The organism is Labrys sp. LIt4, assembly GCF_017813775.1.
GTDB lineage: Bacteria > Pseudomonadota > Alphaproteobacteria > Rhizobiales > Labraceae > Labrys > Labrys okinawensis_A.
In genome coordinates, this window is sequence record NZ_JAGIPY010000030.1 from 1 (window position 1) to 26,456 (window position 26,456).

Here is a 26,456-nt window from a genome sequence, read left to right on the forward strand (position 1 = left end):
AACAGGTCGTTCACCGCCTCGCGCATCTCCGCACGTTCGGGCAGCAGCACGTCGGCACCCAAAGGCGTCTCGATGCGTGATAGTCGGAATTAGTAAACTGTTCAGTAATAGACCGTGCGGCATCCACGACCCCGCGCATTCAATGGAATGCATTGTCATATGTGGAAAGCGCCTTCAGGCACCGTAATTCCATCACGAATTTATTCTTAAATACTCAAGGGCCAGGCTTATTGGGTTATTTTTAAAAATTGGAATATCACCCCGAAGTTTAAAATATATATTACTATATTCTACAGCGGAATTATAGTCCTTTTTAATAACAAATATTATAACTATGGTTTCATATATATCAATTTTTTGAGTGATATTATTCTTTCTAATATTCCTTTCAGCTGTCACGGCGCTGTATAATACAGCATCTATATCTCCCGCCCACCGCGACAAAGTATCTTCAATGGGTTTAAAGTTATCTACAGAAAAATCCGATATTGATTTTATCTTTTCAAGATTTTCTCCACCTGTCATAAAAAAAAGTGGAGATATCAGTCTCAACATGACTCTACGCTGCGCTGATCTTGGAATGGGGATTTCGAATATCTTGAAACTTTCGTCTAAAATCAACGAATTGTACAAATCAACAGAATCGATATTACCGTTTTTGTCTAAGAATATTCCGTAATCAACTCCGTCACCACTTCCAAAAAAGGCACTGTACTTATCTGAGTATTTCACAGAATTGCTTCTCACAATACCCTTTATTTTATTGGACTCTGTCTTCATTCTCTAATACCTGTTTGGTTCATACTGATCAAATTTTATCATTCCGTCTTTGGGGAGCCCCGGTATCTCGCTCGCATTCTTCCCATAGAGTTGAATCTGTTTTCCATCTTGTATGGCCTTTTGTATGGCTCTTTGGCCCGGAGTTAATGATCGGCCCAATGGTTTAGACTCTACGACGATCCATTTCGCATCTTTAACCGCCACTCCGTCTAATATACTAATTTCACCATTAGGGGCTCGTGCGTAAATCTGCTCATAGTACTTAAACCCAGCATTTCGATATGCTGTAGCCGCCGCTTGTTCGGCCAATCCCCCAGGTTTTGTACCTGGACCAGTCCATTTTCCTAGCGCATCTCGCGCTTGTTTTCCAAACGGATCAATCCATACTGTTGGCGCTGCCACATACCCCTGGGGCCGATCCCCTCCCTCCAGCCCGATCGGGTCGGGGCTGGCATACTGCCCGGCCAGCGGATCATAATGCCGGTGGCGATTGTAGTATAACCCTGTTTCCTCGTCCTCCCACTGACCTTGAAAACGGATCGGACAAAGCTGTGCCTGCGGTTTATCCCAGGCTATAGACTTGAGCGCCAGACTGCCGCGGGTGGCACGGTAGGCAAAGCCGCCTCTCTCGCCTCCGCCGTCTGGTCCGAAGTTCTCAGCAAGATCGTCGTTGGCCGCTTCGGGCACAGCGAGCTTGAGGCCTCGAATGACACCCCAGGTGGTATAGCTTGCGGCCCATTGCACCTTGCCGCGCTCATCCACCATCTCCTTTGGCGTGCCAAGGTGGTCGGCGACGATGTAGAGTAGCTGGCCGCGTTGATCCTCCCACTTACCATCCGGACGCAGCTTCCGCTGCGGGGCCTCCTGCTTAGCAAGCGGACGGAAGCTGCCCGGTTCGTAGTGCCAGCGCGTGGCCCTATGCCAGTCTGTGGAGCCATCGAGACGCAGCGGTGCTTCCTCGGCGATGACATCACCGTCCCAACTATAGGCGGTGCCGATGACTGGCGGCTCGTCCCCGTCATCACCATCCTGTCCCGGCAGACCGTTCCGACGCTCAGAGGGCGGCGGCAGCAGGCCGCTGGCATAGTCTGGCGTCACCCGGCGCACGGCGATTAAGCTAGGGAAACGGCTGGCGTGGCTACGCGCTTCAGCCAAGGTTAGCTCGCGGACCTTCCACACCCGCCGCCCGAACGGATCATAGCCATAACGCCAAATATCACCCTCCGGCGTGACGCATTTCACCAGTCGGTCGTGCCCATCCCAGTCATAGCGCCAGATTTTGGGCCGAAAGCCCTTGCGCTCGACTTTACGCTCGATCACCCGTCCGCATTCGTCATGGGTGAGGGCGAGCCGTTCCCCGCGCGGGCCACGGGCGATCTGCACCACGCCGCCCGGCGTGTTGCTCCAGGCCGTCAGCTTGCCAAGTGCCTCGCCGAAGCCATGCAACTTGCCGGCCCCGGCCGCTGCCGTGCTGACCAGGTTGCGCGCTGCGTCATACTGGAAGCATTCACGTAATTCGTCGCTGGTCCCTTCGCCCGCCTTGGTCGCTGCCACCTGGCCATTGGCATCGTATTCGTAAGTAGTCTCGCCCCACAGTCCATCGAGGATAGCAAGGGGCGAGTTGGCCCGGTCCCAGCGATAGCTGCGTTCGATGCCAGTGCCTGAGCTCCGAGAAGAAGCCTTCCCGAACGCCGCCTGCCATATCCGTTCGCCTGGATCGCGCCCGCCGATCTGCTCGATGAGTTGGCCCACAGCATCATGCCGGCTCGTCAGTTGGAAGCCGGCCGGACTCGAGCGTCGTGTCTCCCGTCCCAGCGCGTCATGTTGGAAGGAGAGCGGCGCATGGCCGTCGATGGTCAGGCTCTCGATCAGCCCCAGCGGATCGCGGCTGTAGGTAATCAGGCTTTCGCCCGGATTGTCGGCCCTTGGGGTCGTAAGCCGGCGCTCGGTTCGCCGGCCCATCGCGTCGAGTTTCACCTCGACCCGGCGTCCGTTCACCGTCTCGGCGACGATGGCGCCATTCTTGTCTCGTTCATACTCGACCAAGGAGGCGCCGTTCTCGGCCTTGATCACCAGGCCGCGCCCGTCATACCAGAACCGCGTCACATCCTGGGGAACGTCTTCGGGCTTGGCCTTCGGGGCGAAGGTTTCGATACGGATGACCCTGTCTGTCCTGTCGTAGCCATAGACCAGCCGCCCGCCATCGGGCTTGATCGCCTCGATCACCCGCCCGCCGGCATCGCGCCGGTAGCGTGTCACCCGCCCGTCGAAATCCTCCTCCTCGATCACCCGGCCCGCGACGTCGCGGTTGAGGGCATAGACCCGCCCCATCGCGTTGGTCACGGCGATGAGGCGTCCCTCACTGTCATAGCCGAAAGAGAGTTCGCCGCCCTTGGGATCGGTGATCGCCTCCAGCACCTCGAAGGCTCCGAAGCGATAATGCCATTGTCGCCCCTCGCCATCGCTCACCGAAGCGAGCGAGCCCTCGGCATCGAAGCGCCGGCCGATGCTCACCCCATCCGGCCGCGTCAGCCGTGTCGGCGTGGCAAAGCCGCCGGCACCGGCTTCGTAGTCGAGCCTGGTGACGCCGCCGAGCGCGTCCACCCGTTCCACCATCCGCCCGAAGGCGTCATAACCAAAGCGCGTCAGCCCGCCCTTGGCGTCGCGGATCTGCGCGAGGCGGCCGTATTCGTCATAGGCGCGAGTTTCCTCAGTGCCATCGGCAAAGATCGTTTTGGTGAGGCGCCCGCGTTCGTCGCGCTCGAAGCGCGTCTCGTGCTTTTCGGCATCACGGGCCACAACCACATTGCCGAAGCGGTCGTTCTCGAATTTGCGCACCCCGCCAGCACCGTCGATGATAATGTCGACATCCCCGTGAGGTCCCCAGCCATAGACGGTGCTGCGTCCCTCGGCATCGGTTAACTCGCGTACATTACCGCGAATGTCGTAGCGGGCGCGACTCTCATTCCCGTTGGCGTCGGCGGTGGCGATGCGTTGTCCAACTTCGTCGTAGCGATGGCGAACCGTTCTCCCCAACGCGTCGATCTCGGCCGTGACGTTCTCATGCTCGTCATAGTGAAAACGTTGGGCACGTGTTTCCTCACCCGCCGGCAGATAAGTGGTCTCGCGGGCCTCACTGTTATAGCGGAAGCGATCGTCGTTCCAGATGCCGCTGGTAGCGGTGTGGACGACACGGCCCTCGGCGTCATATTGGAAAACCGTTTCCGATCGACGCGTCAGATTGTGCCAGCGCTTGAGCAGCGGCTTGGTCGTGGACCAATAATAGCGCACCGACATGCCGAAGGCGCAGTCGGCGGAAATCATCCGCCCACGAGCGTCATAGGCGTAGCGGGCCAGTTCCAATTCCGAGCCGTCCGTGCCGATCAGTGCAATCGAAAGGCGGCGGCCTTCCCCGTCATTGCTGAACACCAATGCCAATCCATCGCTGGACTCGATCTTCTCCAGCACGCCTGTTTCCGAGCGGGTGAAGCTGAGCGCATTGCCGTTGAGATCCTCGATCTTCTCCAGACGATAGAAGCGGTCGTCATATTGCGCGAAATGCTTGACGATACGCCTGTCCTTGAGCGTGAGTTGGCCAAGCCAGGGCGCCTTCAGCTCCAGATGCGGATAGGCGGCATTGACCGAGGGCAGGAAGTTGAAGGGGCGCTCAAAGGAGACAATCTTGCCGTCCGCCTGATGAAACTCCAGCACCCCCCTATCGGGATTAGCGAAGAACTCGTCGAAGGCCGAAATCTGGCAAGCACCGAGCGGATTGCGCCAACGCGTTGGCATGGGCAGCTTGAGGCCCATATAGCGTGAGCCGTCGAGAGCCAAAGTCGCTCCGGGGACAAAGAAATCTCGCCAGGTTTCCAGATATTCGCCATTTGCGACCGATACGGGTTCGCCAGCGTCAACCGCTTCTCTGACAGTTGTTTTCCCAACTTGCTTCTTGGCGTTTGACTTTATGAATCTCTCAACGATTGCTTTTGGCGCTGCCTGCGCCACTGCTGCCAACGTTGTCGCAACCTGTCCGCCGCCCCAAGCATAGGGATGTAAGAACTGAGAATTTCCTGCTTTTTCTTTGAAATGCGGCAGGACTCTCTGGTAACGAGCCGCAATTGAATTGTCGTTTTCAATATAGCTATACCCACCACCAAATAATACATTCGTAGCTGCGCCGGCTTCAGCGGCATGACCAAATGTAGCATTGTCGACAACGCCTCCGGCGAATGCCTGCACAACACCGTAGTCCGTTGGTGCCTTGAGCGTATCCTGCCTCGATGGCGTCATTTGTACGCCCAACGGGTTGTCAACGGTACATGCCGTGGCTTGTGTTAAAGTGTAGGCGTTCCCATTCGCGTCTACAAAAGAATTGTTCCAATTCTGGTATTCATACGTCCTGCCGTTTACTTCAATGAACCTGCCTTCTGGAGAAGAATCTACAGTTTTTGTCTCATCCGCCATAGAATCTTCCACCCTTACATTATAAATTGCAGACGAAGCCGCATTTGCCGTTTACATGTTTGTTATCGTCGGCGTTTTCTCCGGCTCTTTCGGCCCAACTTCCTCACGATTGATCCAGGCCGGATCGCGATGGGCGACAGTCGCGAACCCCTCGGAATAGGAATAGTACGATGCTGTTTCGATATGCGCTGGCCCGAGATATCCCGGTCGGACGACACCCTTGCCTGTTCCGGGTTCATGTCCAGTGGAGGTGGCGCAACGCGAATTCAGTTGAAAATCGTAATTTCCATTGAGGCGAACCGTGGTCGATACCCGGACTGCTGTATCCATGTAGGCGATCGAACTATAGGGAACAGGCACCCAGAAATCACCGATCGGTGTCCAGCACACATCTGGTCCTCTGGAAACAATGACGTCGGCGGCATCTTGCCGAGCTGAAACTCTGAATTCACTCACGCCGTCGTCCTTTCTGTGCCGGGAATTCGACTAGCTTGTTCGTGCGCATTACTCGTCATCGTCAGATGACCAAGGAAGATACGGATGGTCTGATAGACATCAGGTTGGAAATTGTATCGCCAACTCAAGAAAACATGACGCTTGCGGCGCTTGTCGGAAGCAACATCAAGGAAGACGGTATCGAGAGCCATTTCCCGCTGATCGACACCACCATCCGGCTTAATGAGATCGAGGAGAATAGTATCTCCTGGCAATTCGATGAGCGCTCGCTGCCTGTCTACGAGAAGATTGGTAAGGGTAAAGCGCTCATCCCCCTTGAGATAGCCTGGACAGATTAGATCGGGATGGGCCGAATTGTGAAAAGCGAAATCATAGTCCGCCGCCCAATTCGGCCAAGTCTCCCGCCGCCATTTGTCATCGTAAGTTCCACCCAATGGCAGGCGCGGATTCCAAGCAGGAGGGATCGGTCCAAAACTCTGAGGCGCATAAATCTTGTAAGGCTCGCGGATCAGGTCATCAACGGCTTCGATCTGCGGCGCTGCATGAGCAATTGTATGATCCGTCCACTCCTCGTCGAGCATGCCTCGGCCGATCGGATTGCGCCTATCGAATTCGCGAACAGTCTGCCCGTCGTCCCTGAAGCCCTTCGGCTTGAAGCCTCCATAGGCGTACTCGTAGTGCAGCTGCAATTGTGTGATGGGTTCGGGCTGTGAGAGTTCCCAATTTCCGAACCAGCGTCGGTGCTTTTGCCACTCCTGGCTTTCACTCTCTGACAATGGCCGTTTCCATCGTGGTTGCCATCGGCGTGGCCCCGTGACCCGTAGAGATTTATCAACGATGGATGCGCCATCACGGCTTTCCAACCGCAGGCCGCAAATCCAAGATTCAGCAGGCTTGCCCTCAGGGGCGCGAGCCACGGCGTTGACGATGACGTCCGTACGCGGCTTGTTGGGCACGAGGTCCGAGGGGTGGCGCAATGACGTGACGTTCACCGCGCCGTGGCAAAGGTCTGTAAATACCATCGGCGCCTGTTCCTCAGCCAAGAGGAGTCGTCCGGACGGTGAAAACGAATAGGTCGCCTTGACGATAAGAACACCAAAATCTTGTCCTTTGCTATCCGATGAATAGTACCGGAAATTCACAAATGGTGTGTGGTTTTCCAATTCTGGCATGGCGAGGGCGTTCTCCAAGCCACCTAATTCTTGTCGATCGACTCGGAGACAATTTGGACATGAGAATCGCCAACGATATAGACCCTGATGCCGTGCAGCAGAATGTCGCCATTGGCCTTCATCATCAGTACCGATTTCGCTGGTGTCGTACTGCCGTTGGCATCCACCCCTTCACCGACACTGATGACGAATTCCTCACCTACGTTCATGTGGTAGCTATGCCCGACCTTCTGCTTGAACACCTGTCCCACCGCAGAGACCTTCGCCGTACCGACTTGCTCGGTCTGGATCGCTCCGACGCTGGTGTTGTGGGTGAGGCCGGCGAGCATATTGTACATGCCAGGGCCGATCAGGCCGCCAAGAGAACCGAGGGCGGATGTGCCGGCAGCCGCCATGGGAGCGCCGCCCAGACTGTGCAACGTCGAAGGACCGACGGAGGTTGCCGCCGATAGGGCGCCGTCGAATTTGCCGGACGCGGCGCCCAAGGCTGCCGAGGCGAGCACCGAGCCGAAGCTGCCGGCAATGCCACCCTGGTTGGCGGCGCCTGCCGGAGCTACAGCCGGGGCGATGGCAGCCACGCCCTTGAGGACAGCAGCAGCAGGACTCGCCCCACCTCCACCACCAGCGGCAGCGCCAAGCCCGGCGGTTGCCGCCGATGTCACCGCAGTGGCTGCGGCACCGGCTGTCTTCGATGCCGCACTGCCCGATTGGCCGGCCGCCGCCTGAGCGGCGATCGCCATGGCCTGTTGCAGCATGCCCGCGCTCTGGCCCATCAGCCCGGAGAGCGCTCCGCTCATCAGCGCCGCCGCACCGGCCCCCGTCGTCGCGCCGACCACTTGGTTCAGCCCGCCGCCGACTTGATGGTTCATATTGGCGCCCACGGTGAGCTGATGCTGCTGGCCGTAGGAATGCAAGGCGCTCGCATCCACCGTGTGGATCTGGTTGTTGAGCACCTTCGAGGTCATGTCCTTCTGCGCGTGCAGATGGAAATTCTCCTGGCCTGTGGCATCCTCGAAGGAAAGTTCGTTGAACTTGGTCGGATCGTTGGATTTGTAGCTGTTGGTTCGGAATACGCTTTTTGTCTTGTGATCGGGCAGCTGATAGGGCACGGTCTGTTTTGCGTTGGGCACGAGCCCGCTGATCACAGGCCTGTCGGGGTCGCCGTCAATATAGGTGACCAGGGCTTCCATCCCTATTCTTGGGATGATCTGACCACCCCAGGAAGACCCTCCCCAATTCTGTAACGTTCTGATCCAGCAACTGTCACTGCCGTCCTTCTTGGCGCGCCGGTCCCAGGGGAAGTAGATTTTTACCCTCGAGTGGGCGTCACAATGGACCTCCTCGCCCACTGGTCCGGCGATAATCGCGACCTGGCTGCCTTCGACCCTGGGCCTTGGCGTGCGGCGATGGGGCGTTGCCGGCACCCGCGCCGGCAGGGCGACGAAGCGGTTGGTATATTCGGGTTCGTCATTGCCGGCCGCCTCGTAGGAATGGTCGTGCGCCCACACCTCCTGCTTGAAGATCACCATCTCCTCGAACGTGTTGCCGGGATTGGCGACATCATGGGGGGTGAACTTCTGGCCGACCTCCAAAGTGCGCACGGTGGAAGCGCCCTCGATGAGCTCATGATCGACCTCCGCCGCCTGCATGCGCCACTTCGATTGACGTTCAACGGCGTTTGTGTCGATCTCGCCGGAAGCATCGCCCGAGCCATATCCGGATATGCTCTGCCACTCAAAGAGTTCATAGTTCTGGTTGCCGTCGATCTCGATACTCGAGGGCGTGTCGGCAACCGGCACATTCGACGGCGACAGGAAATTCCAGTCAGAGCCGGTTCTCTTGCTCGGAATATAGCGAAAATGCCGCTGCCAGGAATTGATGTGGTTGTGGTCGGCGCTGCCCATGCTGAAGCGGACCTGACCCTCGCCATCTCCCGGCGTGGCATACCCGGATTGATGGTCGGAGAGCACCAGACGGTGCGTTGCTGAAACGGAGCCTTTCGCGCCACCTTGGAAGTCAAAATAGAAATAAATCCCATCCGCTTCGAGCCTTCGGCGCAGGAAGTCGAGATCTGTCTCACCCGCCTGCACGGAATAGACCCAAGGCTTGGGTTGCCCCAGCACAGACCGTACTTCCGGTTCCGGCAGCCCGTGTTCGGACAGAAGCTGTTTGGCGATGTCGATGCTGGTGAGGTTCTGCCACACCCGCCAGTCGGACTTTTGCGACAATTTCCACAGACTGGGCCGAAGATTCAGGGTGTAGGAGCGCGCGCCGCGTGTCACCGGCGGCCCCTCGGTCAATCCGACGACGAGGGCATTCCAGTATTTGCGTTTGCCCTCCTCGATCTCGACCGAGGCATCGCATAGTTTGCCGATCACCTCCTGCGGCTTGATATCCTGGCGCTTGGCCCGAACCTGGACCGTGAGTTCGAATAGGTCGTTGATGCCGCCACGATAATGGAGACGCTCGGCCAGCAACGCGTCAGCGCCGAGACTGCTTTCCAGCCTGATGCTGCGGTCGGCCTGCACAAACCCTTCGCCTGCGAGAGTATCGATATCCGTCCCATCGAGCGCCATCGCCTAGCCGTCCTTGTGCTATATCCCGCAACGTAATATCGGCCTAGCAGGGCTATAATGAGCGTACAAGTACCAGTACGATACGATGAAGGCGACAACCTGGTATCATGATACGAGCTAAAACTATCTCTAATAGTTTGCCTGCTGGAGAAATTTTACAGTCTAAGGAACGTCACACAGGCGCCTTGGCTTTCGCTCGACTGCAATCATCGCCCGAAGAGCATGGTGATTGCGTTGAGGACAATCGCCTGGACAACAACTATGGTATTTCCAAGCCCGCGGTTGCCGGCAAGCAGCATACCTGGCTGGTCGAAATCCGCCTCCACACACGGTGGATAAGACGCCTGTTTCCGTTCCGTGACTATGGCTCGGAAGAAGCCGCCTGCGCGCAGGCCTGCGCCTATCGCGACGAGGTCCTGGCCGTGCTGCCTCCGGTCACCAATTATGAACGGCACACGCGTCTTCACCCCGCCCATTCAGCCGATCATGTCCCGGGCGTGGGTCGATTTATCAAGGGATTGAAGGGGCCCTATTGGGGCGCTTCGATCTGCGTGAATGGCAAAAGGCGCAGGAAAGACTTTTCAGTCAGGAAACATGGCGAGGAGACGGCGCGAGCCCTAGCCGTCGCACAAAGACAGGAATGGCTGGGGCTTCTGGAGGTCAGTTTTCTGACCCAAAATAGCTATGCCGACACCCTGGCACGGCGCAATTTCCCAGAGCGCCTGACACCGCCGTTCGACGCGGTCATCAGCGAAAAGCTGGCCGATCCCGCAATCGATGCCCGGCTGGCGGCCATCGACAAACACTATGACAGCAGCTTGCCAGCCCGGCTCGGCATTGCCATCCACCGCTATCCCGCCAACAAGGAACTGACGATACGGGTCAGCGGAAGCGGCTGGCCCAGGCCCTTGATCAAAAGCACACTCGGCGCAAAAACCCGCGCTCGCGAACCGCGCTCTCTTGATGAACTGATGACATTGATGCGCAACAAGATCGCAACCGCCATCGAGACGCTTTATAATCGCAACGTCAGGATCTGGTTTTTCGCTGGTCCGGGGCGAGCGCTCGCCGCCGGCGAGGCGTTCGATTTCGACAAGGACTTCGAATTGACGGTCTTCGTGCCCGAGGAACTCGTTCGCACCAAGACATGAAAAGCAACTGCCGATCATTCGATGGGGATGTGCCTCCCAAATCAGGCAGGCGGGAGATGCCATGCCTTTGCAAACAGCGATGCAAGCTGGAGCACGTCAGGTGCGGGATCGTCGGCTGGGACGCATAACGGCAATCGTCCGGCGGCAGAAGCATATGACGGCGAAAGGCCACGACACTTGAAACCGCACTTTCCTACCATGCAAGATCACGCTGTCGCCGATCGCAATCGATGTCGTGCGCCGGATGGCTAGCAGGTCCTGATCCCGACACTTGAGCCCGACGACGTTGTCGTGACGAACAACCTGCCAGCGTTGATCTGGCCCGCGCAACCAGCATCGTACGATATGCGCCGGGTTCCTGCTTTCCTTGTCATCTGCACTCCAGCGGCGAAGAAATCTTCAACGGCGACTCCCAATTCATTTGAGGGAGTCGCATTTATTTAGAGAAACGAGGGTTCCGGACATGCTCTACGGAAAGACAGCGCTCATCACCGGCGGTTCGAGTGGCATCGGTCTCGCCAGCGCGCGGATCCTGCGAGACAATGGTGCGCGCATCGCCATCATGGGGACGTCGAAGGGCAAGCTCGATACGGTCCAGGCGGAACTCGGCGGCGACGTGCTGGCGATCCATGGCGATGTCGCCTCGCTAGCCGACCTCGCGCGCATGCGTGGCGAGATCGAGGCGGCTTTCGTGACTCTCGACATCCTGTTCGCCAATGCCGGCGTGGCGCTGGGGACGCCGGTCGCAACCGCTGACGAGGCGACAGACGAAAATGCCGACATCGACAGACCCAATCTGAACCGGCGGGGCATTCATTGTACATGATCTGTCGGGGCACACGGTCGGGCCGGCAGCCTCTCGAAAGAACGCAAGTTCTTTCGTGTACATCGTTTCGATAGGCATCACCAAATCGCCGCTGGATGAAAGTTCATTGGTAGATTAAAACGAATGAAACTAACCTTTATACAATGCTCATCATCTGGAACATGTATTTATTTGTAGAAACTTGAGAGGGGCTTTGACAGTTTTGGCAAGGCCATGCCAAATTTCAGCATCGAAGAACAGACTATCTCCTGATTTCAATCTATGATTATCCGAGCCGTGGCGATATATCATTTCACCCTCCAGCATGAAGATTAAAACATAACCCTTCCCTTGAGATGATGGAATGGAATAGTCCTCATCGTAAATCACCATCAAAGAAGGCGTGGCTTGAAGGAAATCTTTATAAGAATCAACCGAACCGAAATCTAAGTTGTAGACGCCCTTCTGGACAGGGAACACACCTGATCCTATTACGTCGGCATGCCTGACAAAAATGATCTCGCGACGCCTCTCCGTCCTTTTTATCAACGTAGACAATGAAACGCCAAGAATTCTTGCCAAGGACTGTATGATCGTCAGGGATGCCGTGATGGTGCCTCGTTCAATCTTCGACAGGGTGCCGCCGGAAATTTGAGCCGCACGTGCAAGATCGACAGCCGAGATTCCTTCGCGTTCCCGGCAGACCCGTAACTCTCGACCGATCGCGACCGGAAGGCGTTCCTTCTTTATTCTTACCGACAACCTAGCTCTCCCACAGGCCAAATTGCTCAATGACGTTGTTTTGGCTTGAGCCGTGCATGCGCTCCAACGGGAAGGAGGCGCCGGCTCGAACGCGGACGTAGACACGTCGGCCGGGTCCCCGTCGATGACGCCCGCTTATGTCCTTGCAATAATCGACGTTTGCACTGCCGCTGGAGCAGGACGCCTGCGCGGCCCTTTCAGGCAAGCCCACCGAGGAAAGCCGCACCGGTGATCGCAATAAGGGCTCCGGCCGAACGGACGAAGAGTTCTCCGCGGCCGTTTTGCGATCTGCCGACGGCAAGGCCGGCTCCCACGCCAATGGCATGCAGCATGGCGGTTCCGAGCAGGAAGCCCACGCCATAGGCGAAGCCGCCGATATTCTCAGGCATCTCGGCGCCATGCGCATAACCATGGAAGACTGCAAAAAAGCCGACGAGTCCCATGGCGACAGGCACTGCCGCGCGCAGCCGAAAGGCAACGGCAGCACCCAACACGAGGACGGAAAGGCCGATGCCCAGTTCGACAAACGGCAACGTGACGCCGGCCAGTCCCAATATTCCGCCGGATGCCATGACGGCCACAAAGCTCAAGGGAACGAGCCAGATCGCCCAGCCGCCCAGTTGAGCGGCAAACAATCCGACGGCGACCATGGCCAGAATATGGTCCGGTCCACTGACAGGGTGCAGGAAACCATGGGCGAGCCCGCTGGTATCGCCGATGCCCGTATGGGCATTGGCAGCGGCTGTCATGGCGCCGACAAGGATCGCGGCAAGCAATGGAACGGTGCAGCGGGATTTCATGGGCTTATCTCCTTTCGAAATCAGTCAGCGACCCCTGAGGCTTCATTTTCTCCGGGGCGTGGGGGAATGGCCGAACGCAGCCTGGCAACACGTTGAGAACAACCGGTCGGAAGTTTTTCGAGCTGCGATCGCATCTGCGGCAAGACAGCGGATGCCCCAACCGGCCGCGTTGGGGAGGGCGCTCACACCAAGAATCGCACGGCCCTCGACATGCGAATGCTGAAGCTCGGCTAGGGATGGAAGACGGGAAGGAGGACCGAGGACGAGGTAGCTCGCCATGACCTGCCAGCGTCCCATCGGCGAAGTCCGTTCGCGCAGTGCCTCGCCGGTGAGCTGGAAACAGTCACGGACGACCAGCCTTCCGCTCGAATTGCGGATCACCACATCCGAACTGAGCCGGTCGAAACGACGCCCTTCCGCCCGAGGATCATGCGTGGTGAGTGCATCGCAAAGGAACACGACCGCGTCATCCGCCAGCTTCACCTCAAGGCTGGCTGTAAAAGACGCACCTGGAAAGAGCACCAGCGGATCGGGCGCATAGGCCAGAAAAGCGCCGGCCTCGACCTGGATGACAGCCCCCTGATGAGCGGGCCTGCCCTGGCAGTCATGAACGATCGTGGCGGCTTGGGTGGTTATGTGAGCGGCAGCACCCTCCCCGACTCGAAATCGGCATGAGAGCCGTTCCCCCCGATAGAGACCTCCGGACGACGATTGCTGATAGAGCGTGAGCAGGGAGGGAATGGCGGGATCCAGCCGGAAGGGCCGCGTCAAATGAAATGGGTAGGAAACGAACTGCCGTGCGAGCGTCGTTCTCGCGCCGTGCCGGATGAAGTCCAATTCGAAACGGCCCCGATGCTCTGCCGGGAGGTGCACGGCCGGATCGCCATGCAGCGATGGTGGCTGCCAATGCTGCGTCATCGGAACAACACATCGGCCAGGATGCGGTCCACGATTGCGCCGATGCCCTTGGCCTTGCGGCAATTGGTCAGCACCAGCGGACGCCCCCGGCGGGCGGCGCCGGCCTCGCCCGTCATGCGATCGAGATCGACGCCGACATAGGGCGCCAGATCGGCCTTGTTGATCACCAGCAGATCGCATTTGAGCACGCCGGGGCCGTTCTTGCGGGGAATGTCGTCCCCTCCGGCGACATCGATGACGAACATCCACCAATCGACGAGATCCAGCGAGAAGGTGGAGGCGAGATTGTCGCCGCCGCTCTCGATCAGGATCAGTTCGGCATCGGGAAAGCGCAGCTCCAACTCGTCGGCAGCGGCGATGTTGAGGGTAGGATCCTCTCGAATGACCGTGTGGGGACAGGCGCCAGCCTCGACTGCCGCAACCCTCGCCGGATCGATCAGGCCGGAACGCCGCAGCCGCTCGGCGTCCTCCGCCGTCACCAGATCGTTGGTGACGACCGCCAGCGAGACGCCCCGTGCCGCGAAAGCCGGGATCAATTGCTCGATCAGCGCCGTCTTGCCCGACCCCACTGGTCCACCGATGCCTACACGGGCCGCGCCCGCGCGGGATGGTGCCCGCTCGGTCAATTCACGCATTGTGTCCACGACATCACCTCAACATGTAGCGCTGCGCCAACGGCAGCTCGTGGGCTGGCTCACATGTGGCAAGCTCACCGTCGACGAAGACATCGAAGGTCTGGGGATCGACGCGGATGTGGGGACAGGCGTCGTTGTGCAGCATGTCCTTCTTGGACAAGGTCCGCGATCCGCGGGAGGGCAATAACGGCTTCTTCAGGTCGAGCGTGTCAGCCAATCCGCGATCGATGGCGGCCGGATTGACGAAACAAGCAGAGAGCGCCTGCCTGGCCCGCCCGAACGCTCCCCATTGCGGGCGCAACAGGAGGGGTTCGCAAGTCATCAGCGAGGCCGCGCTATCCCCCATCGCACCCCAGGCGATGAAGCCGCCCTTGATGACCAGCTCCGGCTTGATGCCGAAGAAGGCCGGCCGCCAGACCACGATGTCGGCGATCTTGCCGTCCTCGAGCGAACCGACATGATCGGCGATCCCGAAAGTGCGGGCGGCGTTGATGGTGTATTTCGCGACATAACGCTTGATCCGCTCATTGTCGCCGAAACGTGTCTTCTCCTCCGGCAGGCGCCCCCGCTGCTTCTTCATCTTGTCGGCGAGTTGCCAAGTCCTGCAGATGACCTCATTGATGCGGCCCATGCCCTGGCTGTCCGACCCCAGCATCGAGATCGCGCCGATATCGTGCAGGACATCTTCGGCGGCGATGGTCTGTGCCCGGATGCGGCTTTCGGCGAAAGCCACGTCCTCGGGTATGGAGGGGTTGAGGTGATGGCACACCATCGTCATGTCGAGATGTTCGTCGAAGGTGTTCACCGTGTAGGGATTGGTGGGATTGGTGGACGACGGCAGGCACCAGGGGACACCGGCAACGCGGATGACGTCGGGCGCATGACCGCCTCCCGCGCCCTCGGTGTGGTACATGTGGATGGTGCGTTCCTTGATGGCCGCCAGCGTATCTTCCAGGAAACCGGACTCGTTCAGCGTGTCGGTGTGAATCTGGACTGGAAAGTCCATATCTTCGGCAACCGACAGGCAGGTGTCGATGGAAGCGGGCATCGTGCCCCAGTCCTCGTGCAATTTGAGGCCGAGGCAGCCCGTTTCGATCTGTTCGACCAGCGAGGCTGGCTTGTGCGAGTTGCCTCGCCCGAGGAAACCGAAATTGATCGGCCATTGTTCGGCCGCCTGCAGCATCTTGCCGACATTGAAGGCGCCGCCGCAATCGATGCCGACGGTGATGGGTCCCAGCGAACCGCCCAGCATGGTGGTGATGCCGGAGGCGATCGCGTGCTCGCAAAGCTGGGCGCTGTCGAAATGGACGTGGACATCCAGGGCTCCGGCGGTGGCGATGAGCCCCTCGCAATCCCGCACGGTCGTCGCCGCCGAGACGATCAGGCGAGGATCGACATTGTCCATGACTGCCGGATTGCCGGCCTTGCCGATGCCGACGATACGCCCTTCCTTGATGCCGAGATCGCCCTTGACGATCCCGAGCACGGCATCGATCACGGTGACATTGCACAAGAGAAAGTCCAGCGCCCCCTCGGCGCTGGTCACACCGGCGGCCAGGCCTGCGCCATCGCGCAGTGTCTTTCCACCGCCATGAAGACACTCGTCGCCATAGGTGGCGTAGTCCTTCTCGACCACCGCGATGAGCGAGGTGTCGCCGAGCCGGAAGCCGTCACCCGTGGTTGGTCCATACATCGCGGCATAGTCGCGGCGGGAGAGGAAGGCCATCTGTCGTCTCCTTCTCAAGCGCCGCGAAAGCCGGCGGCGCGAGCACGCTCGAGTGCCGCTGCCTTGGCGTTGGGATCCCGGGCCAAGCCGTCCGACAACGCGTTCAGCCCCGAAAGCATCTGCTGTCCCCCGAAAGTGGTGAGCTCCACTTCCCTTTCCTGTCCGGGCTCAAAGCGCACCGCCGTGCCGGCCGCGATGTCGAGGCGCATGCCGAAGGCGGCGGCGCGATCGAACTCCAGAGCCCGGTTGACCTCGAAGAAATGGTAGTGGGAGCCGATCTGCACGGGACGGTCGCCGGTATTGATCACCCGGAGCGCCCGTTTCTCCCTGCCGGCATTGAGCTCGATCTCGCCTTCCTCGCTGACGATTTCTCCCGGCTCGAAACCGTCGAGAGGGCCGTCGGGCGCGGGACGCAGGGGGTCGTGAACCGTGACCAGCTTGGTGCCGTCCTTGAATGTTGCCTCCACCTGCAACATGGGAAGCATGGCGGCGACACCGGGCATGACGTCGTCCTGCGTAAGAATTTGCGATCCCAGCGCCATCATTTCCGCCACCGAGCGCCCCTCGCGCGCGCCTTCGAGGATCTCGTCGGAAATCAAGGCCACGGCTTCGGGATAATTGAGCTTCAGGCCCTTCGCGCGTCTTTTGCGCGCCAGCTCGGCTGCGGTGAAGATGGTAAGGCGTTCCAATTCAGTGGGCGTCAGCAGCATGAATGTGCTTCCCTCTTTGATCGGGCTAGTTGGAAAACAACCGCTGGCCGCCGCCGCGATGAAAAGAGACGGCGATTTCAGTCAACGGATTGAACGAGCGGATCGGTTCGTCGTCGGCCACCGGCTCCCGACAAATTCCGGCGATGACCGGCAGGGCCGTGGTGAGGATGGCCTGCGCTTCGATGGCGCCGATCAGGCCCAGCCTGATCGCTGCGGTGGCGAGCGATGCGGCGGCCTGGTAGCCGCTGATCGAGGCGGCCGCGGTTTCGTCGAGCCCGACCGCCCGCCAGAGCAGGCCTTGCATGACGGCCAGATGCCCGCAGGCGGAGCCCTCACGCACCAATGCCCGGTATTGCGACGCTTGCGGCGTACCGATGCGGGCATGGGTCGTCAGCAGTGCCATGCCGTTCCGGCGCGAACCGGCCCTGAGCCCGTCCACGAAGGTCGACGCTTCGACCTCAAGGTCCAGTTCCGCCACTCCTGCCAGTTCGCTTCCACAGCGGTGGGCCCTGATCAGGGCAACGCGGTCGGCCTCGGCCCAGCGCTGGCCGAGCTGCGTGAGAATGAAATCGGCCAGGTCCCAGCCACCCAGCGTGTCCTTCAGGAGCGCGGACGCTTCCAGCCCCTGGGAGAACGCGAAGCCTCCGGATGGAAACTGGCTGTCGGCATGCTGCAGGGCCACGAGCAGAGGGCTCGGATCGAGCGTGTTCATTGGTGCTCTTCGGCCGCGAGAACGGCTCCGCTCCTGACCAGCGGGTCTATGCGCGCGATATAGTCGGCGACCGGGCCATCCAGCGACACCAGCAGGTCCCTGCCCTCGAAGCGCACGCGCCAATGCAGATTGCCGGCATGGTAGCCCAGCTCCAGCGCTTCTTCGGTCCCGCGCGGCGAAAGCCTGAGCCAGCGCTGCTCCCCGGCTTTGACGACGATGGCCCGCCTGGCTTCCATGAGCAGCACCGCCCCGTCGAACAGCTTCTGGTCGCGCGGAAGTGCGATGGCGAGTTCCTCGCCACGTTCGGTCCGGGCGAGCAAGCGGCGACGATCAAGGTCCCCGACGGCGATCTTGACCACTTCCAGATCACCGTGATGTTCGAGATGATGAAGATGCTCGTGCAGTCCGGGATCCGTGCTGGCGCCGACAAGGCTTTCGATGCGAAGCATGCTGGGTTCCTCCCATTGTTCGGTTGCGGCGTCCGCCGTTGCGACGCGCTACAGGCTCATGTGCCGATGGACGAGTTCGTGAGTGAGGTCGCTGCTCGGGCCGGCCGCCGCGACGCGCCCTTTCTCAAGGATGGCGAAGCGATGTGCCGCCGTTCGAGCGAAGCGGATCTTCTGTTCGACCAGGATGATCGTGAGGCCGTGATCGCGGTTGAGCGCGATGATCGCCCTTTCGATGTCTTCCACGATGTTGGGCTGGATGCCCTCGGTGGGCTCATCCAGGATGAGGAGGCTTGGATCGGTGGCGAGAGCGCGGGCGATGGCCAATTGCTGCTGCTGGCCGCCCGAGAGGTTTGTTCCACGCCGCCCAAGATGGTCCTTCAGGAATGGAAAGAGGCTCCAGACAAGCGGTGGCACGTCGGTCTTGCGATCGGCGCGTGCATTGCAGCCAAGCAGGATGTTGTCGAGCACGCTCATGCCTGGAACGATTTCCCGCCCCTGGGGCACATAGCCGATGCCGCGCCGGGCGCGATCATGGGTCAGGGCCCTGCCGATCTCATGGCCCTGGAACTCGATGCTCCCCGTGGTGCGCACCCCAATGCCCAGAAGGCTGCGCAGCAATGTGGTCTTGCCCACGCCATTGCGGCCGAGGACGCAGAATGTCTCGCCCTTGCGTATCTCCAGGTCGAGGTCGTGGATGATGTGGCTGGTGCCATAGAAGGCATTGACATGGCTGATCTTAAGCATGGCTGAGCGTCGCAGAACCGAGATAGGCTTCGATGACGGCGGGGTTCTTCTCGATGTCATCCGCCGTTCCCTCCGCCAGGACCGAACCTTGGTGGAGAACGGTTATGGTGCGGCAGATCCTGCGCACGAACGCCATGTCATGCTCGATGACGAGCACGGTGTGTTCGCCGGCCAGTGCCAGCAGGAGCTCGGCCGTCTTGTCGGTTTCGGCGGCGGTCATTCCGGCGGCTGGTTCGTCGAGAAGAATGACCTTGGGATCCTGGCTGAGGACCATGGCCAGCTCCAGCCATTGCAACTGGCCGTGAGACAATTCCCCGGCCTTGCGCTTCATGAAGGAAGACAGCCCCGTCCGTTCGGCGACCGCCAATTCCCGGTCGCTCGGCCCCCGCGAGAAGCGCCGGAACAGATTGTCGCGAACCTTGACATACCGGTTGCTTGCGATCTGCAAATTCTCGAGCACCGTCATCTCCTTGAAGACGGCGGGTGTCTGGAATTTCCGGCCGACGCCGCTGCGCGCAATCGCCGCCTCGCCGATACCGGTGATGTTGCGGTCGCGCAGCCAGATTTCGCCTTCCGACGGCAGCACCTTGCCGCACAGCAGGTCGAGCAGCGTCGATTTGCCGGCACCGTTAGCACCGATGATGACCCTCAGTTCACCATCCTCGATGGACAGGTCGACATTTCTCACGGCCGGAAAGTCATCGAAGCGGACGGTGAGCTGGCGGGTCGTCAGAATGGGCGGGGTCGCGGCCTGCGGTCGCGCAGCCTGTATCCTGGTCACGGCGTTCATGGGTAAGCCTCCCGTCGCGAGGAATTGTCACGCGGAGTGCGTTCGAACCACGCCTTGATGAGGCCCACGAGGCCATTGGGCATCACCAGCACCACGAAAACGAACAACCCGCCCAGGATGATCGGCCAGACCGGCTGGAGCGCGGCATTTTCGCTGGCATAGGAGCCGACGAAATTCACCAGCAGGGCGCCGATGCAGGCCCCCAGCAGGGAGGCTCGCCCGCCCGTCGCGGCCCAGATCACCATGGAGATGCTGAACGACGTCGCCATCAGGGAGGGCGAGGCGAACTCCGCCGTCAGGGTAAACAACATGCCTGCCAGCCCTGCTATGGTGGCCGAGAGGCAGAACACGAACAATTTGTAGCTCTCGACGTCATAGCCCAGATAGCGGGCCCGGGCCTCGTCCTCGCGGATCGCCTTGAGAACCTGTCCGATGCGGGCCGAAAGAAGCAGGCGAAGTCCGAGCACGACGAGGAACAGAATGCCGGCAACGGCGTAATAGACGCTGGGCCCGTAAGGGTCGAATTCAAAACCGGCAATTGTCAGCGGGGCAAAGCTGGCAAGGCCGTTGAAGCCGCCGGTCAAGGGCTGATTGTTGATCACGAGCAGTTGCCCGATCAGCGCGAACGCCAGGGTGATGATACTGACATAGACACCCGTCGTGCGTCGCTTGAACATGACATAGCCAAGTCCCGCGGCCAGGGCGCAGGGCACCAGCAATCCCGCCACCATGCCGATCGCGACCCATCTGAAAGGAATCCACAGGAGGGAACCCGGGGTCACGCAGCAAAGATCGCGCACGGCATCCGGCTGCATGTTGAGCAGCATCAGATCCGGCACCGGGTTGTTTTCCGGCACCGCCAGCGTGAGCGACATGGCAAGCATATAGGCACCCATTCCAAAGAACAGGCCCTGGCCGAGGCTAAGTATTCCCGTATAGCCCCAGGCCAGACTTATCCCGACGGCACAGATTGCATAGACGAGATATGTTGCAACCCGATTGGTCCAGAAGCTGTTGAGGAAGAACGGGAGGGCGAACACCACCGCAAAGAACACTATGTAGGCGGCAATGGAAGTGCTTCGATATGTCATACGCTCATCCATGGTCTTTGGGAGTGTCAGCGGCTCTTGGTCACGAACAGGCCTTGCGGCTTGAACAGCAGGATGAGGATGACCACGGCAAACAGAACAGTGCGGCCATACACATCATTGAGCCAGGTGGCGACGAAGCTCTGAACCTCGCCGAGTATTCCGGCCGCGGCGAAGGTACCCAGCAACTGGCCCACGCCTCCGGCGACCACCACGAGGAAGGCGTCGACGACATAGGACGTTCCCATGTCCGGCGACACCGTCTTGAACCCGGAGACGAGAACGCCTGCTACACCCGCAAGGCCGCAGCCATAGGCGAAGGCGAGGGCATTGACCTTCTTGTCGTTGACGCCGCAGGCGGCAGCCGTGTTCCTGGCTACCGATACGGCTCTTAGCTGGCTACCAAATCGCGTGCGGTAAAGGAGCCACCAGGTCGCGGCCCCAAGCAGGACGGCAACCCCGAAGACAAAGGCCCGATAGACGGGGATATTGGCTCCCAGCAGATGCCAAGTCTGCTGCAGCTCGACCGGTACCGGGACATTTTGCAGGTCCGCTCCGAGCCCATCGATCTTGATGCCGAACAGGGCCAGCCCGAAATGGATGCGGACGAGTTGCTGAAGAATGAGGGCGATGCCCCAGGTCGCCAGCAGAGTATCAAGCAGACGTCCGTAGAGACGGCTGACGACCGAACGTTCGATCGCCAGGCCGAACATCGCCGTGACGAAGAACGCCAAGGGCAGGCACAGATAGATATTCAAGCCCAGATGACGGGTCGCCAATACGGTAACGTAGGCACCGATCATCACCATTTCGCCATGGGCGAGATTGATGACTTTCATGGTTCCGTAAATGATCGCAAGACCGAGCGCGACCATGAACAGGATCGACCCGATACTCAGCCCGATGACGAAGGTTTCCATCTCAAACCCGATCGCAAGTGGCCGGTGGCCGTGCAGCGTCTGCAACGGCCTGGAGTCCGACCGATAACGCGTTAGAGCGATGCGCCGCTCGTGGTGCAGAGACGCTTCTCCGCGCTTTCCCCGACGCTGGAATAGGGGAGCGGCAGCAGCGGTTCGGGATATTGATCGACGATGTCGAGCAATCCATCGGCTCGTGTCTTGCCGATGCGGGGCGTCAGGTAGCTGTGGAGGTTTTGCGGGTCGATCGTGACCTTGCCTTGCGGGGCGTCGAAGGACATCCCGCCAACGGCCGAAACCACCCCCTTGGCCGAAAATTCACCGGCTTTTTCAACCGCCATCGCCCACATGTGAACGCCGATATAGACAGCCTCCATGGCGGCATGGGTTACGGCATCGGCACCGGCATAGGCCTTGAACGCCTTCACGAAAGCCTGGTTCTGCGGCGTTTCGACAGTCTGGAAATAGGGCAGTGATACGTAGCTGCCGAGGGCATATTCCGGCCCCATGGCCTTGATCTCGACTTCGGTCGTGGTCGAGGAGCACAAAGGTAATTTGTCGAAACTATAGCCCTGGTTGCGCAACTCGCGATAGAAAGCGACGATTGAATCTCCGACGACATTGGAAAAGATCACGTCCGCCCCGCTCGATCCGATCTTGGACACCATCGATGCCCATTCGGTGTGACCGAGCGGAAGATATTCGTCGCCGACCACTTCCATGCCGATCTTCTGGCAGATGGTTTTCGAAGTCTTGGCCATGCCCCGAGGAAAGGCATAGTCGGAACCGACGATGAAGAGCTTGTTGCGCCCGAGCTTCTTTTTCAGCCATGGCAACGAATTCTCGAGCTGCTGATTTGGGACCGCGGATCCGGCATAGAGTACGTTCTTGGAGCACTCCTCTCCCTCGTACCAGGTCGGCCATACCAGCAGGCTTTTGCGACGCTCGACCACGGGCAGAACCGCCTTGCGGCTGGCGGTAGTGTAGCAACCGAAGATGACGGGCACCTGGTCTTCCATCACCAGCTTGCGTGCTTTTTCGCTGTAGGTGCGCGGCTCGGATGCAGGATCTTCGATCACCGGGCGCAATTGCTTGCCGAGCACGCCTCCTTTGGCATTGATCTCAGCAATTGCCATCTGGGCGCATTGATTCATCGATTTCTCGACGATCGCCGTCGTACCGGTGAGCGAATACATGATGCCGACTGGCACCTCTTCGGCTGCCCAGGCGCGATCGCCCAGACGCAGGATGGTCGGTGCCGCCAGTCCCATAGCCGCAAATCCGCTTGCCTTGAGAAAGGCACGCCTTGTCTTGTCGTTCATTACCCCTCCTCTGCGCCTCGATGGGCGCGTCCTTGTCTTCGAGCCGCCCCTCGCGGCCGTGCAGGATCATTCGGAAGTCTCGCGGGCGCGCCGAGCACGCCCTGACCATTGCGGTCCAGCCTCTCCGATCTCGGCGGGAGGCTGCCGTCGAAAGACGATGAACTGGGATCCTTCTTTTCGATTTGGGTCCTGCCGCCTGGGCGCACACAAGCGCCAGGCGACAAGGTCTGGTCAGAGATTTCGGATAGAGAGTAAAAGCATTGCCTCGCATGCGCCGGCTCGCGCATGCTCAGTGTCGCCGATACTGCAGGATAGGAGGCCAACAGCCTTGTCGGCCCAACCAAAACAAAAAACCCGCCAACTCCGAACGGGAGTTTGCGGGCTGCACAGCCAAATGGCGCGGACTACACTGTCCATCGCCGAGATTGACGCCGTTTCACCGGACGTCAACTAAGTTTCATACTAGGCACGACTTTCCTTGAACGTCAAGAGCTCATAAGCATTGATAATTGCGGTAGCGACATCGTCCATCGCCACGCGTTTGCCCATCGCCTGTTTGCGTATGCTTTCATAGGCCTCCGGCTCGCTGAGCCCCTGCGTTTCCATGAGGATGGTCTTGGCTCTCAAGATCCGGTTGTTGCCGGCGAGTTTGCGTTCGAGCTTGCGGATGCGCTTGGCCGCGCTTTGGCGCTCCATCCAGAGCGAACGGGCGATGATCAGGTTTGTGAGCAATCCGAAGGGACGAATGGGCCTCTCGATCACGGCCAGTGCACCGCACTCCAGCACCACTTGCAGCGTGCTCGGATCCTCGAACGAGACGACGGCCAGGACGGCGGGGTCCGAAGGTTCGACAGGCCTGAAAAGGCGCAGAATCTTGTCCCGGTTTTCCTGCTCGATGGAGACCAGGACCACGACGGCGGTCGCACTCACGGCCTGCGGCAGCGGCCATGTCGTTTCACAGCTGCAGCCGATACGGCGCAGATGTTCGACCAGCGCCACGCCCTGGGCATCGGGCGGATGTATGACCTGCACACGCAGGCCTTTGAGATCCTTGAGCAGATGGGCTGTCATCGCCTGCTCCCATCAGGCCTTGCGACGGGCGCGGGTCACGCCGCTGGCCCAGCCGTCATGCGCCGCCGTGACGAAATAAGGATCCGGCCTTACCCGTGTCTCCGACTCCCAGATGACGTCGAATTTGCCTTGCGGATTGAGTCTGCCGATACGGGCCCACAGCTCCGTATGATGGTTGTCGGGGTCAATACGAATCCGCCCCTGCGGTGCGTCGAATTCCAAGCCCGCCAAGTGGCGCACAAGAGCGTCGGGATTGTCGGTCCCTGCCCGCTCAAGCGCCGCTGCATAGAGATATGTCTGAAAATACGCGGCTTCCGCGCTGGCTGTCACCGGCGCGCCCTCGCCGAAACGCTGTTTGAAGGCCGTCACGAAGCGCCTGGCGGCAGGCGTGTCCAAGGTCTCGAAAAACGAGGCAGCCGTCAGGTGGCCTGCAGCCAATCCCGCCGGCATAAGGGCCACCTCGGCCTCGGTCGTCGCCAAGCTGGCAATGGGCATCGAATTGGGGTCGAAGCCCGCTTCACGATAGGCCTGATAGAGGAGCACCGCTCCCGTGCCAACGACGTTGGACACCAGCACGTCCGGCTTGAGCTCTCTTATACGTTTGATGACCTTGTCGAAATCCTTCCGAACCGCTTCGACCGGAACATAAATCTCATCCAGAATTGCTCCATCGGCCAAGGTAACCAGATCGCTTACGACGCGATTATATTCATATGGAAAAACATAGTTTGAGCCAACCAGCAGAAATCTCTTGCCGTAATTCTCGATCAGATACTGCGCCAATTGGACAGCATTCTGATTTGACGATGAACCCGTGTAGAAGCAATTGTTGGAATATTCAAATCCTTCATAAAATGTAGGATAGAACAACAATCCGCGATAGGCCTCGATCTCCGGAAGAACGGCCTTTCGAGCCGTCGACATATAACAACCGAAGATGGCCTGGATGCGATCTTCGGTCAGGAGCCGAACGGCCAGTTCGCGATATCGACGCGCGGAACATTCCGGATCGTAGAATGTCGGCGCAATTCTTCGCCCAAGCACGCCCCCCGCAGCGTTGATTTCTTCGGTGGCCAGGAGCGTCGCATTTGCTTCGGCTATTTCCGCGGCAGCTGTTACGCCGCTCTTGGAAAATAGAACGCCGATTTTCCAATCGTCATTGGTCACAACTATCACCTGAGAACGGAGCACAGACAGGAATACGCCTGTCGGGCCGGTCGACAAAGGCGAGAGCGGGAAACGCCACTGTTTCTCCGGCTATAGGAGTATACTCGCGAGGTTGCGAGCGCAATGCGTCAGCGGCCAATGACTGAGGTGGTGCCGGTTTTCCGGACAGGAGGCCAAGCTATCCCTGAGGTGAGGGATGGACGGAAATGAAGACGACACAGAAGCGATATACGGGCGAGTTCAAGGCTAACGTGGCGCTGGAGGCGATCCGAGGCGATCTGACGCTGGCGGAGTTGGCGACCAGGCATGGCATTCACCCGACGATGATCGCGACGTGGAAGCGGCAGGCGATCGACGGCATGGCGGCGACCTTCTCGGGTGCGACCCGAATCCGCCAAACCCGCAGGCGACACCGAGATCGAGAAGCTGCACGCAAAGATCGGGCAACTGGTGGTGGAGCGGGATTTTTGTCAAAGGGGTTCGCGCGATGAGCGTCGCGAAGCGGCGGCAGATGATCGAGCGGGAGCACACCACCCTGTCGATCGCGGCGCAGTGCCGGCTGGGGTCGATCAGCCGATCCTCTTTCTATTACGCGCCCGTGCCGGAGACGGCGGAGACACTGGCGCTGATGGCGGTGATCGACGCCTCGTTTCTGGATCATCCCTGGTATGGCAGCCGACAGATGGCTTGACACCTCCAGCGGCTCGGCCATGCTGCCGGGCGACGACGGGTGCGGCGCCTGATGGCCAGGATGGGGCTGTCGCCCATCTACCAGCGCCCGCGGACGAGCGATCCACATCCCGAGCATGGCATTTACCCATACCTGCTGCGCGATCTGGAGATCACGCGGCCGAACCAGGTCTGGTGCTGATCTGAACCCTTAAAATTGGACCGTTTTGAATTAGAGTTTTCCGCAGCCGAACCCCGAGGCTGGGAGGAGCGGAAGACGATGAAGGCGTCGAAGTATTCGGAAGCGCAGAAGGCGTTCATTCTCAAGCAGGGCGCGGATGGCGTGCCGGTGGCGGACATCTGCCGGCGGGCCGAGGCTCACACCTGAGGGCGGTTCGCTCCAGATCGACGTACGCGGTGATCTGGCCGGCATCCTGACGCTTGCGACGCAAACGAAAAAGCCCGCCGAGGGGGCGGGCAAATCCCAAATGAAGATGGTTGCGGGGGCAGGATTTGAACCTGCGGCCTTCAGGTTATGAGCCTGACGAGCTACCGGGCTGCTCCACCCCGCG

The 26,456-nt window shown here is 59.6% G+C and carries 23 protein-coding genes, 1 tRNA gene and 3 pseudogenes; 5 read left to right on the forward strand and 22 right to left on the reverse strand.

What is annotated here, in order from left to right:
* Positions 1-192: 192 nt before the first annotated feature.
* The 5 genes from J8I29_RS29185 to tssI are packed head-to-tail and all read right to left on the reverse strand — an operon-like array spanning position 193 to position 9,448.
* Positions 193-780, reverse strand: a complete 588-nt coding sequence (locus J8I29_RS29185) for a hypothetical protein (protein ID WP_209434346.1) — start codon at positions 778-780, stop codon at positions 193-195.
* A gap of 3 nt (positions 781-783) precedes the next feature.
* The gene (locus tag J8I29_RS29190; protein ID WP_209434347.1) at positions 784-5,244 is read right to left on the reverse strand and encodes an RHS repeat-associated core domain-containing protein; all 4,461 of its coding nucleotides are present in this window, start codon (positions 5,242-5,244) and stop codon (positions 784-786) included.
* 51 nt (positions 5,245-5,295) lie between these two features.
* Entirely contained in the window at positions 5,296-5,700 is a 405-nt protein-coding gene (locus J8I29_RS29195) for a PAAR-like domain-containing protein (protein ID WP_209434348.1), read from the reverse strand.
* A complete protein-coding gene (locus J8I29_RS29200; RefSeq protein ID WP_209434349.1) occupies positions 5,697-6,890 on the reverse strand; it encodes a DUF2169 domain-containing protein in 1,194 nt (397 codons plus the stop codon). Before J8I29_RS29200 ends, J8I29_RS29195 begins: the two co-directional genes overlap by 4 nt.
* A gap of 5 nt (positions 6,891-6,895) precedes the next feature.
* On the reverse strand, positions 6,896-9,448 hold the full coding sequence (tssI, locus tag J8I29_RS29205; RefSeq protein ID WP_209434350.1) for a type VI secretion system tip protein TssI/VgrG: 2,553 nt from the start codon (positions 9,446-9,448) through the stop codon (positions 6,896-6,898).
* A gap of 107 nt (positions 9,449-9,555) precedes the next feature.
* Between tssI and J8I29_RS29210 the strand changes: the two genes are divergently transcribed.
* Positions 9,556-10,599 carry an AP2/ERF family transcription factor gene (locus J8I29_RS29210; protein WP_209434351.1) on the forward strand — a complete coding sequence of 348 codons (1,044 nt, stop codon included), beginning with the start codon at positions 9,556-9,558 and terminating at the stop codon, positions 10,597-10,599.
* 31 nt (positions 10,600-10,630) lie between these two features.
* Here J8I29_RS29210 and J8I29_RS29215 read toward each other — a convergent pair.
* Positions 10,631-10,792: pseudogene (locus J8I29_RS29215) on the reverse strand (IS481 family transposase); the annotation flags it as partial.
* Positions 10,793-10,913: 121 nt separating this feature from the next.
* On the opposite strand from J8I29_RS29215, the pseudogene J8I29_RS29220 reads away from it, so the two are divergent.
* A pseudogene (locus J8I29_RS29220) lies at positions 10,914-10,997 on the forward strand (cupin); the annotation flags it as partial.
* 65 nt (positions 10,998-11,062) lie between these two features.
* Complete coding sequence (locus tag J8I29_RS29225; protein ID WP_209434352.1) at positions 11,063-11,425, forward strand: SDR family NAD(P)-dependent oxidoreductase; 363 nt, start codon at positions 11,063-11,065, stop codon at positions 11,423-11,425.
* A 150-nt stretch (positions 11,426-11,575) separates the two neighbouring features.
* Here the strand turns inward: J8I29_RS29225 and J8I29_RS29230 are convergent, their stop codons facing one another.
* The 15 genes from J8I29_RS29230 to J8I29_RS29300 all read right to left on the reverse strand — a co-directional run bounded on the left by J8I29_RS29230 (position 11,576) and on the right by J8I29_RS29300 (position 25,215).
* Positions 11,576-12,166, reverse strand: coding sequence for a helix-turn-helix domain-containing protein (locus J8I29_RS29230; RefSeq protein WP_209434353.1), 591 nt, complete (start codon positions 12,164-12,166; stop codon positions 11,576-11,578).
* Between the two features lie 197 nt (positions 12,167-12,363).
* Positions 12,364-12,966, reverse strand: a complete 603-nt coding sequence (locus J8I29_RS29235) for a HupE/UreJ family protein (RefSeq protein WP_209434354.1) — start codon at positions 12,964-12,966, stop codon at positions 12,364-12,366.
* A 42-nt stretch (positions 12,967-13,008) separates the two neighbouring features.
* Positions 13,009-13,884, reverse strand: a complete 876-nt coding sequence (locus tag J8I29_RS29240) for an urease accessory protein UreD (protein ID WP_209434355.1) — start codon at positions 13,882-13,884, stop codon at positions 13,009-13,011.
* Complete coding sequence (ureG, locus tag J8I29_RS29245; protein WP_209434367.1) at positions 13,881-14,519, reverse strand: urease accessory protein UreG; 639 nt, start codon at positions 14,517-14,519, stop codon at positions 13,881-13,883. The genes J8I29_RS29240 and ureG overlap by 4 nt, the downstream gene beginning before the upstream one ends.
* Before the next feature lie 13 nt (positions 14,520-14,532).
* A complete protein-coding gene (gene ureC / locus J8I29_RS29250; protein WP_209434356.1) occupies positions 14,533-16,245 on the reverse strand; it encodes an urease subunit alpha in 1,713 nt (570 codons plus the stop codon).
* A gap of 14 nt (positions 16,246-16,259) precedes the next feature.
* The gene (locus J8I29_RS29255; RefSeq protein WP_209434357.1) at positions 16,260-16,955 is read right to left on the reverse strand and encodes an urease subunit gamma; all 696 of its coding nucleotides are present in this window, start codon (positions 16,953-16,955) and stop codon (positions 16,260-16,262) included.
* Positions 16,956-16,980: 25 nt separating this feature from the next.
* On the reverse strand, positions 16,981-17,667 hold the full coding sequence (locus tag J8I29_RS29260; protein WP_209434358.1) for an urease accessory UreF family protein: 687 nt from the start codon (positions 17,665-17,667) through the stop codon (positions 16,981-16,983).
* On the reverse strand, positions 17,664-18,116 hold the full coding sequence (gene ureE, locus J8I29_RS29265; RefSeq protein WP_209434359.1) for an urease accessory protein UreE: 453 nt from the start codon (positions 18,114-18,116) through the stop codon (positions 17,664-17,666). The genes J8I29_RS29260 and ureE overlap by 4 nt, the downstream gene beginning before the upstream one ends.
* 48 nt (positions 18,117-18,164) lie before the next feature.
* A complete protein-coding gene (gene urtE, locus J8I29_RS29270) occupies positions 18,165-18,860 on the reverse strand; it encodes an urea ABC transporter ATP-binding subunit UrtE (protein ID WP_209434360.1) in 696 nt (231 codons plus the stop codon).
* The gene (urtD, locus tag J8I29_RS29275) at positions 18,853-19,650 is read right to left on the reverse strand and encodes an urea ABC transporter ATP-binding protein UrtD (protein ID WP_209434361.1); all 798 of its coding nucleotides are present in this window, start codon (positions 19,648-19,650) and stop codon (positions 18,853-18,855) included. The genes urtE and urtD overlap by 8 nt, the downstream gene beginning before the upstream one ends.
* Entirely contained in the window at positions 19,647-20,741 is a 1,095-nt protein-coding gene (gene urtC / locus J8I29_RS29280) for an urea ABC transporter permease subunit UrtC (RefSeq protein ID WP_209434362.1), read from the reverse strand. Before urtC ends, urtD begins: the two co-directional genes overlap by 4 nt.
* A gap of 26 nt (positions 20,742-20,767) precedes the next feature.
* Positions 20,768-21,658, reverse strand: a complete 891-nt coding sequence (urtB, locus tag J8I29_RS29285) for an urea ABC transporter permease subunit UrtB (protein WP_209434363.1) — start codon at positions 21,656-21,658, stop codon at positions 20,768-20,770.
* Between the two features lie 71 nt (positions 21,659-21,729).
* Positions 21,730-22,977, reverse strand: coding sequence for a transporter substrate-binding domain-containing protein (locus J8I29_RS29290; protein WP_209434364.1), 1,248 nt, complete (start codon positions 22,975-22,977; stop codon positions 21,730-21,732).
* A 462-nt stretch (positions 22,978-23,439) separates the two neighbouring features.
* Positions 23,440-24,048, reverse strand: coding sequence for an ANTAR domain-containing protein (locus tag J8I29_RS29295; protein ID WP_068290287.1), 609 nt, complete (start codon positions 24,046-24,048; stop codon positions 23,440-23,442).
* A 12-nt stretch (positions 24,049-24,060) separates the two neighbouring features.
* Positions 24,061-25,215 (reverse strand): transporter substrate-binding domain-containing protein, encoded by a 1,155-nt coding sequence (locus J8I29_RS29300; RefSeq protein WP_209434365.1) that lies wholly within the window; start codon positions 25,213-25,215, stop codon positions 24,061-24,063.
* 206 nt (positions 25,216-25,421) lie between these two features.
* Here J8I29_RS29300 and J8I29_RS29305 point away from each other — a divergent pair.
* Positions 25,422-26,083 (forward strand): annotated as a pseudogene (locus tag J8I29_RS29305) (IS3 family transposase); the annotation flags it as partial.
* A gap of 81 nt (positions 26,084-26,164) precedes the next feature.
* Positions 26,165-26,272, forward strand: coding sequence for a transposase (locus J8I29_RS30505; RefSeq protein ID WP_348536206.1), 108 nt, complete (start codon positions 26,165-26,167; stop codon positions 26,270-26,272).
* 107 nt (positions 26,273-26,379) lie between these two features.
* Here the strand turns inward: J8I29_RS30505 and J8I29_RS29310 are convergent.
* Positions 26,380-26,456, reverse strand: a tRNA-Met gene (locus tag J8I29_RS29310).

Excerpts from the sequence above, each read along its gene's own strand:
- J8I29_RS29185 (WP_209434346.1), bottom strand. The coding sequence starts at position 780 with ATGAAGACAGAGTCCAATAAAATAAAGGGTATTGTGAGAAGCAATTCT.
- J8I29_RS29190 (WP_209434347.1), bottom strand. The coding sequence starts at position 5,244 with ATGGCGGATGAGACAAAAACTGTAGATTCTTCTCCAGAAGGCAGGTTC.
- tssI (WP_209434350.1), bottom strand. The coding sequence starts at position 9,448 with ATGGCGCTCGATGGGACGGATATCGATACTCTCGCAGGCGAAGGGTTT.
- J8I29_RS29210 (WP_209434351.1), top strand. The coding sequence starts at position 9,556 with ATGATACGAGCTAAAACTATCTCTAATAGTTTGCCTGCTGGAGAAATT.
- J8I29_RS29225 (WP_209434352.1), top strand. The coding sequence starts at position 11,063 with ATGCTCTACGGAAAGACAGCGCTCATCACCGGCGGTTCGAGTGGCATC.
- J8I29_RS29235 (WP_209434354.1), bottom strand. The coding sequence starts at position 12,966 with ATGAAATCCCGCTGCACCGTTCCATTGCTTGCCGCGATCCTTGTCGGC.
- J8I29_RS29240 (WP_209434355.1), bottom strand. The coding sequence starts at position 13,884 with ATGACGCAGCATTGGCAGCCACCATCGCTGCATGGCGATCCGGCCGTG.
- ureG (WP_209434367.1), bottom strand. The coding sequence starts at position 14,519 with ATGCGTGAATTGACCGAGCGGGCACCATCCCGCGCGGGCGCGGCCCGT.
- ureC (WP_209434356.1), bottom strand. The coding sequence starts at position 16,245 with ATGGCCTTCCTCTCCCGCCGCGACTATGCCGCGATGTATGGACCAACC.
- J8I29_RS29255 (WP_209434357.1), bottom strand. The coding sequence starts at position 16,955 with ATGCTGCTGACGCCCACTGAATTGGAACGCCTTACCATCTTCACCGCA.
- J8I29_RS29260 (WP_209434358.1), bottom strand. The coding sequence starts at position 17,667 with ATGAACACGCTCGATCCGAGCCCTCTGCTCGTGGCCCTGCAGCATGCC.
- ureE (WP_209434359.1), bottom strand. The coding sequence starts at position 18,116 with ATGCTTCGCATCGAAAGCCTTGTCGGCGCCAGCACGGATCCCGGACTG.
- urtE (WP_209434360.1), bottom strand. The coding sequence starts at position 18,860 with ATGCTTAAGATCAGCCATGTCAATGCCTTCTATGGCACCAGCCACATC.
- urtD (WP_209434361.1), bottom strand. The coding sequence starts at position 19,650 with ATGAACGCCGTGACCAGGATACAGGCTGCGCGACCGCAGGCCGCGACC.
- urtC (WP_209434362.1), bottom strand. The coding sequence starts at position 20,741 with ATGACATATCGAAGCACTTCCATTGCCGCCTACATAGTGTTCTTTGCG.
- urtB (WP_209434363.1), bottom strand. The coding sequence starts at position 21,658 with ATGGAAACCTTCGTCATCGGGCTGAGTATCGGGTCGATCCTGTTCATG.
- J8I29_RS29290 (WP_209434364.1), bottom strand. The coding sequence starts at position 22,977 with ATGAACGACAAGACAAGGCGTGCCTTTCTCAAGGCAAGCGGATTTGCG.
- J8I29_RS29295 (WP_068290287.1), bottom strand. The coding sequence starts at position 24,048 with ATGACAGCCCATCTGCTCAAGGATCTCAAAGGCCTGCGTGTGCAGGTC.
- J8I29_RS30505 (WP_348536206.1), top strand. The coding sequence starts at position 26,165 with ATGAAGGCGTCGAAGTATTCGGAAGCGCAGAAGGCGTTCATTCTCAAG.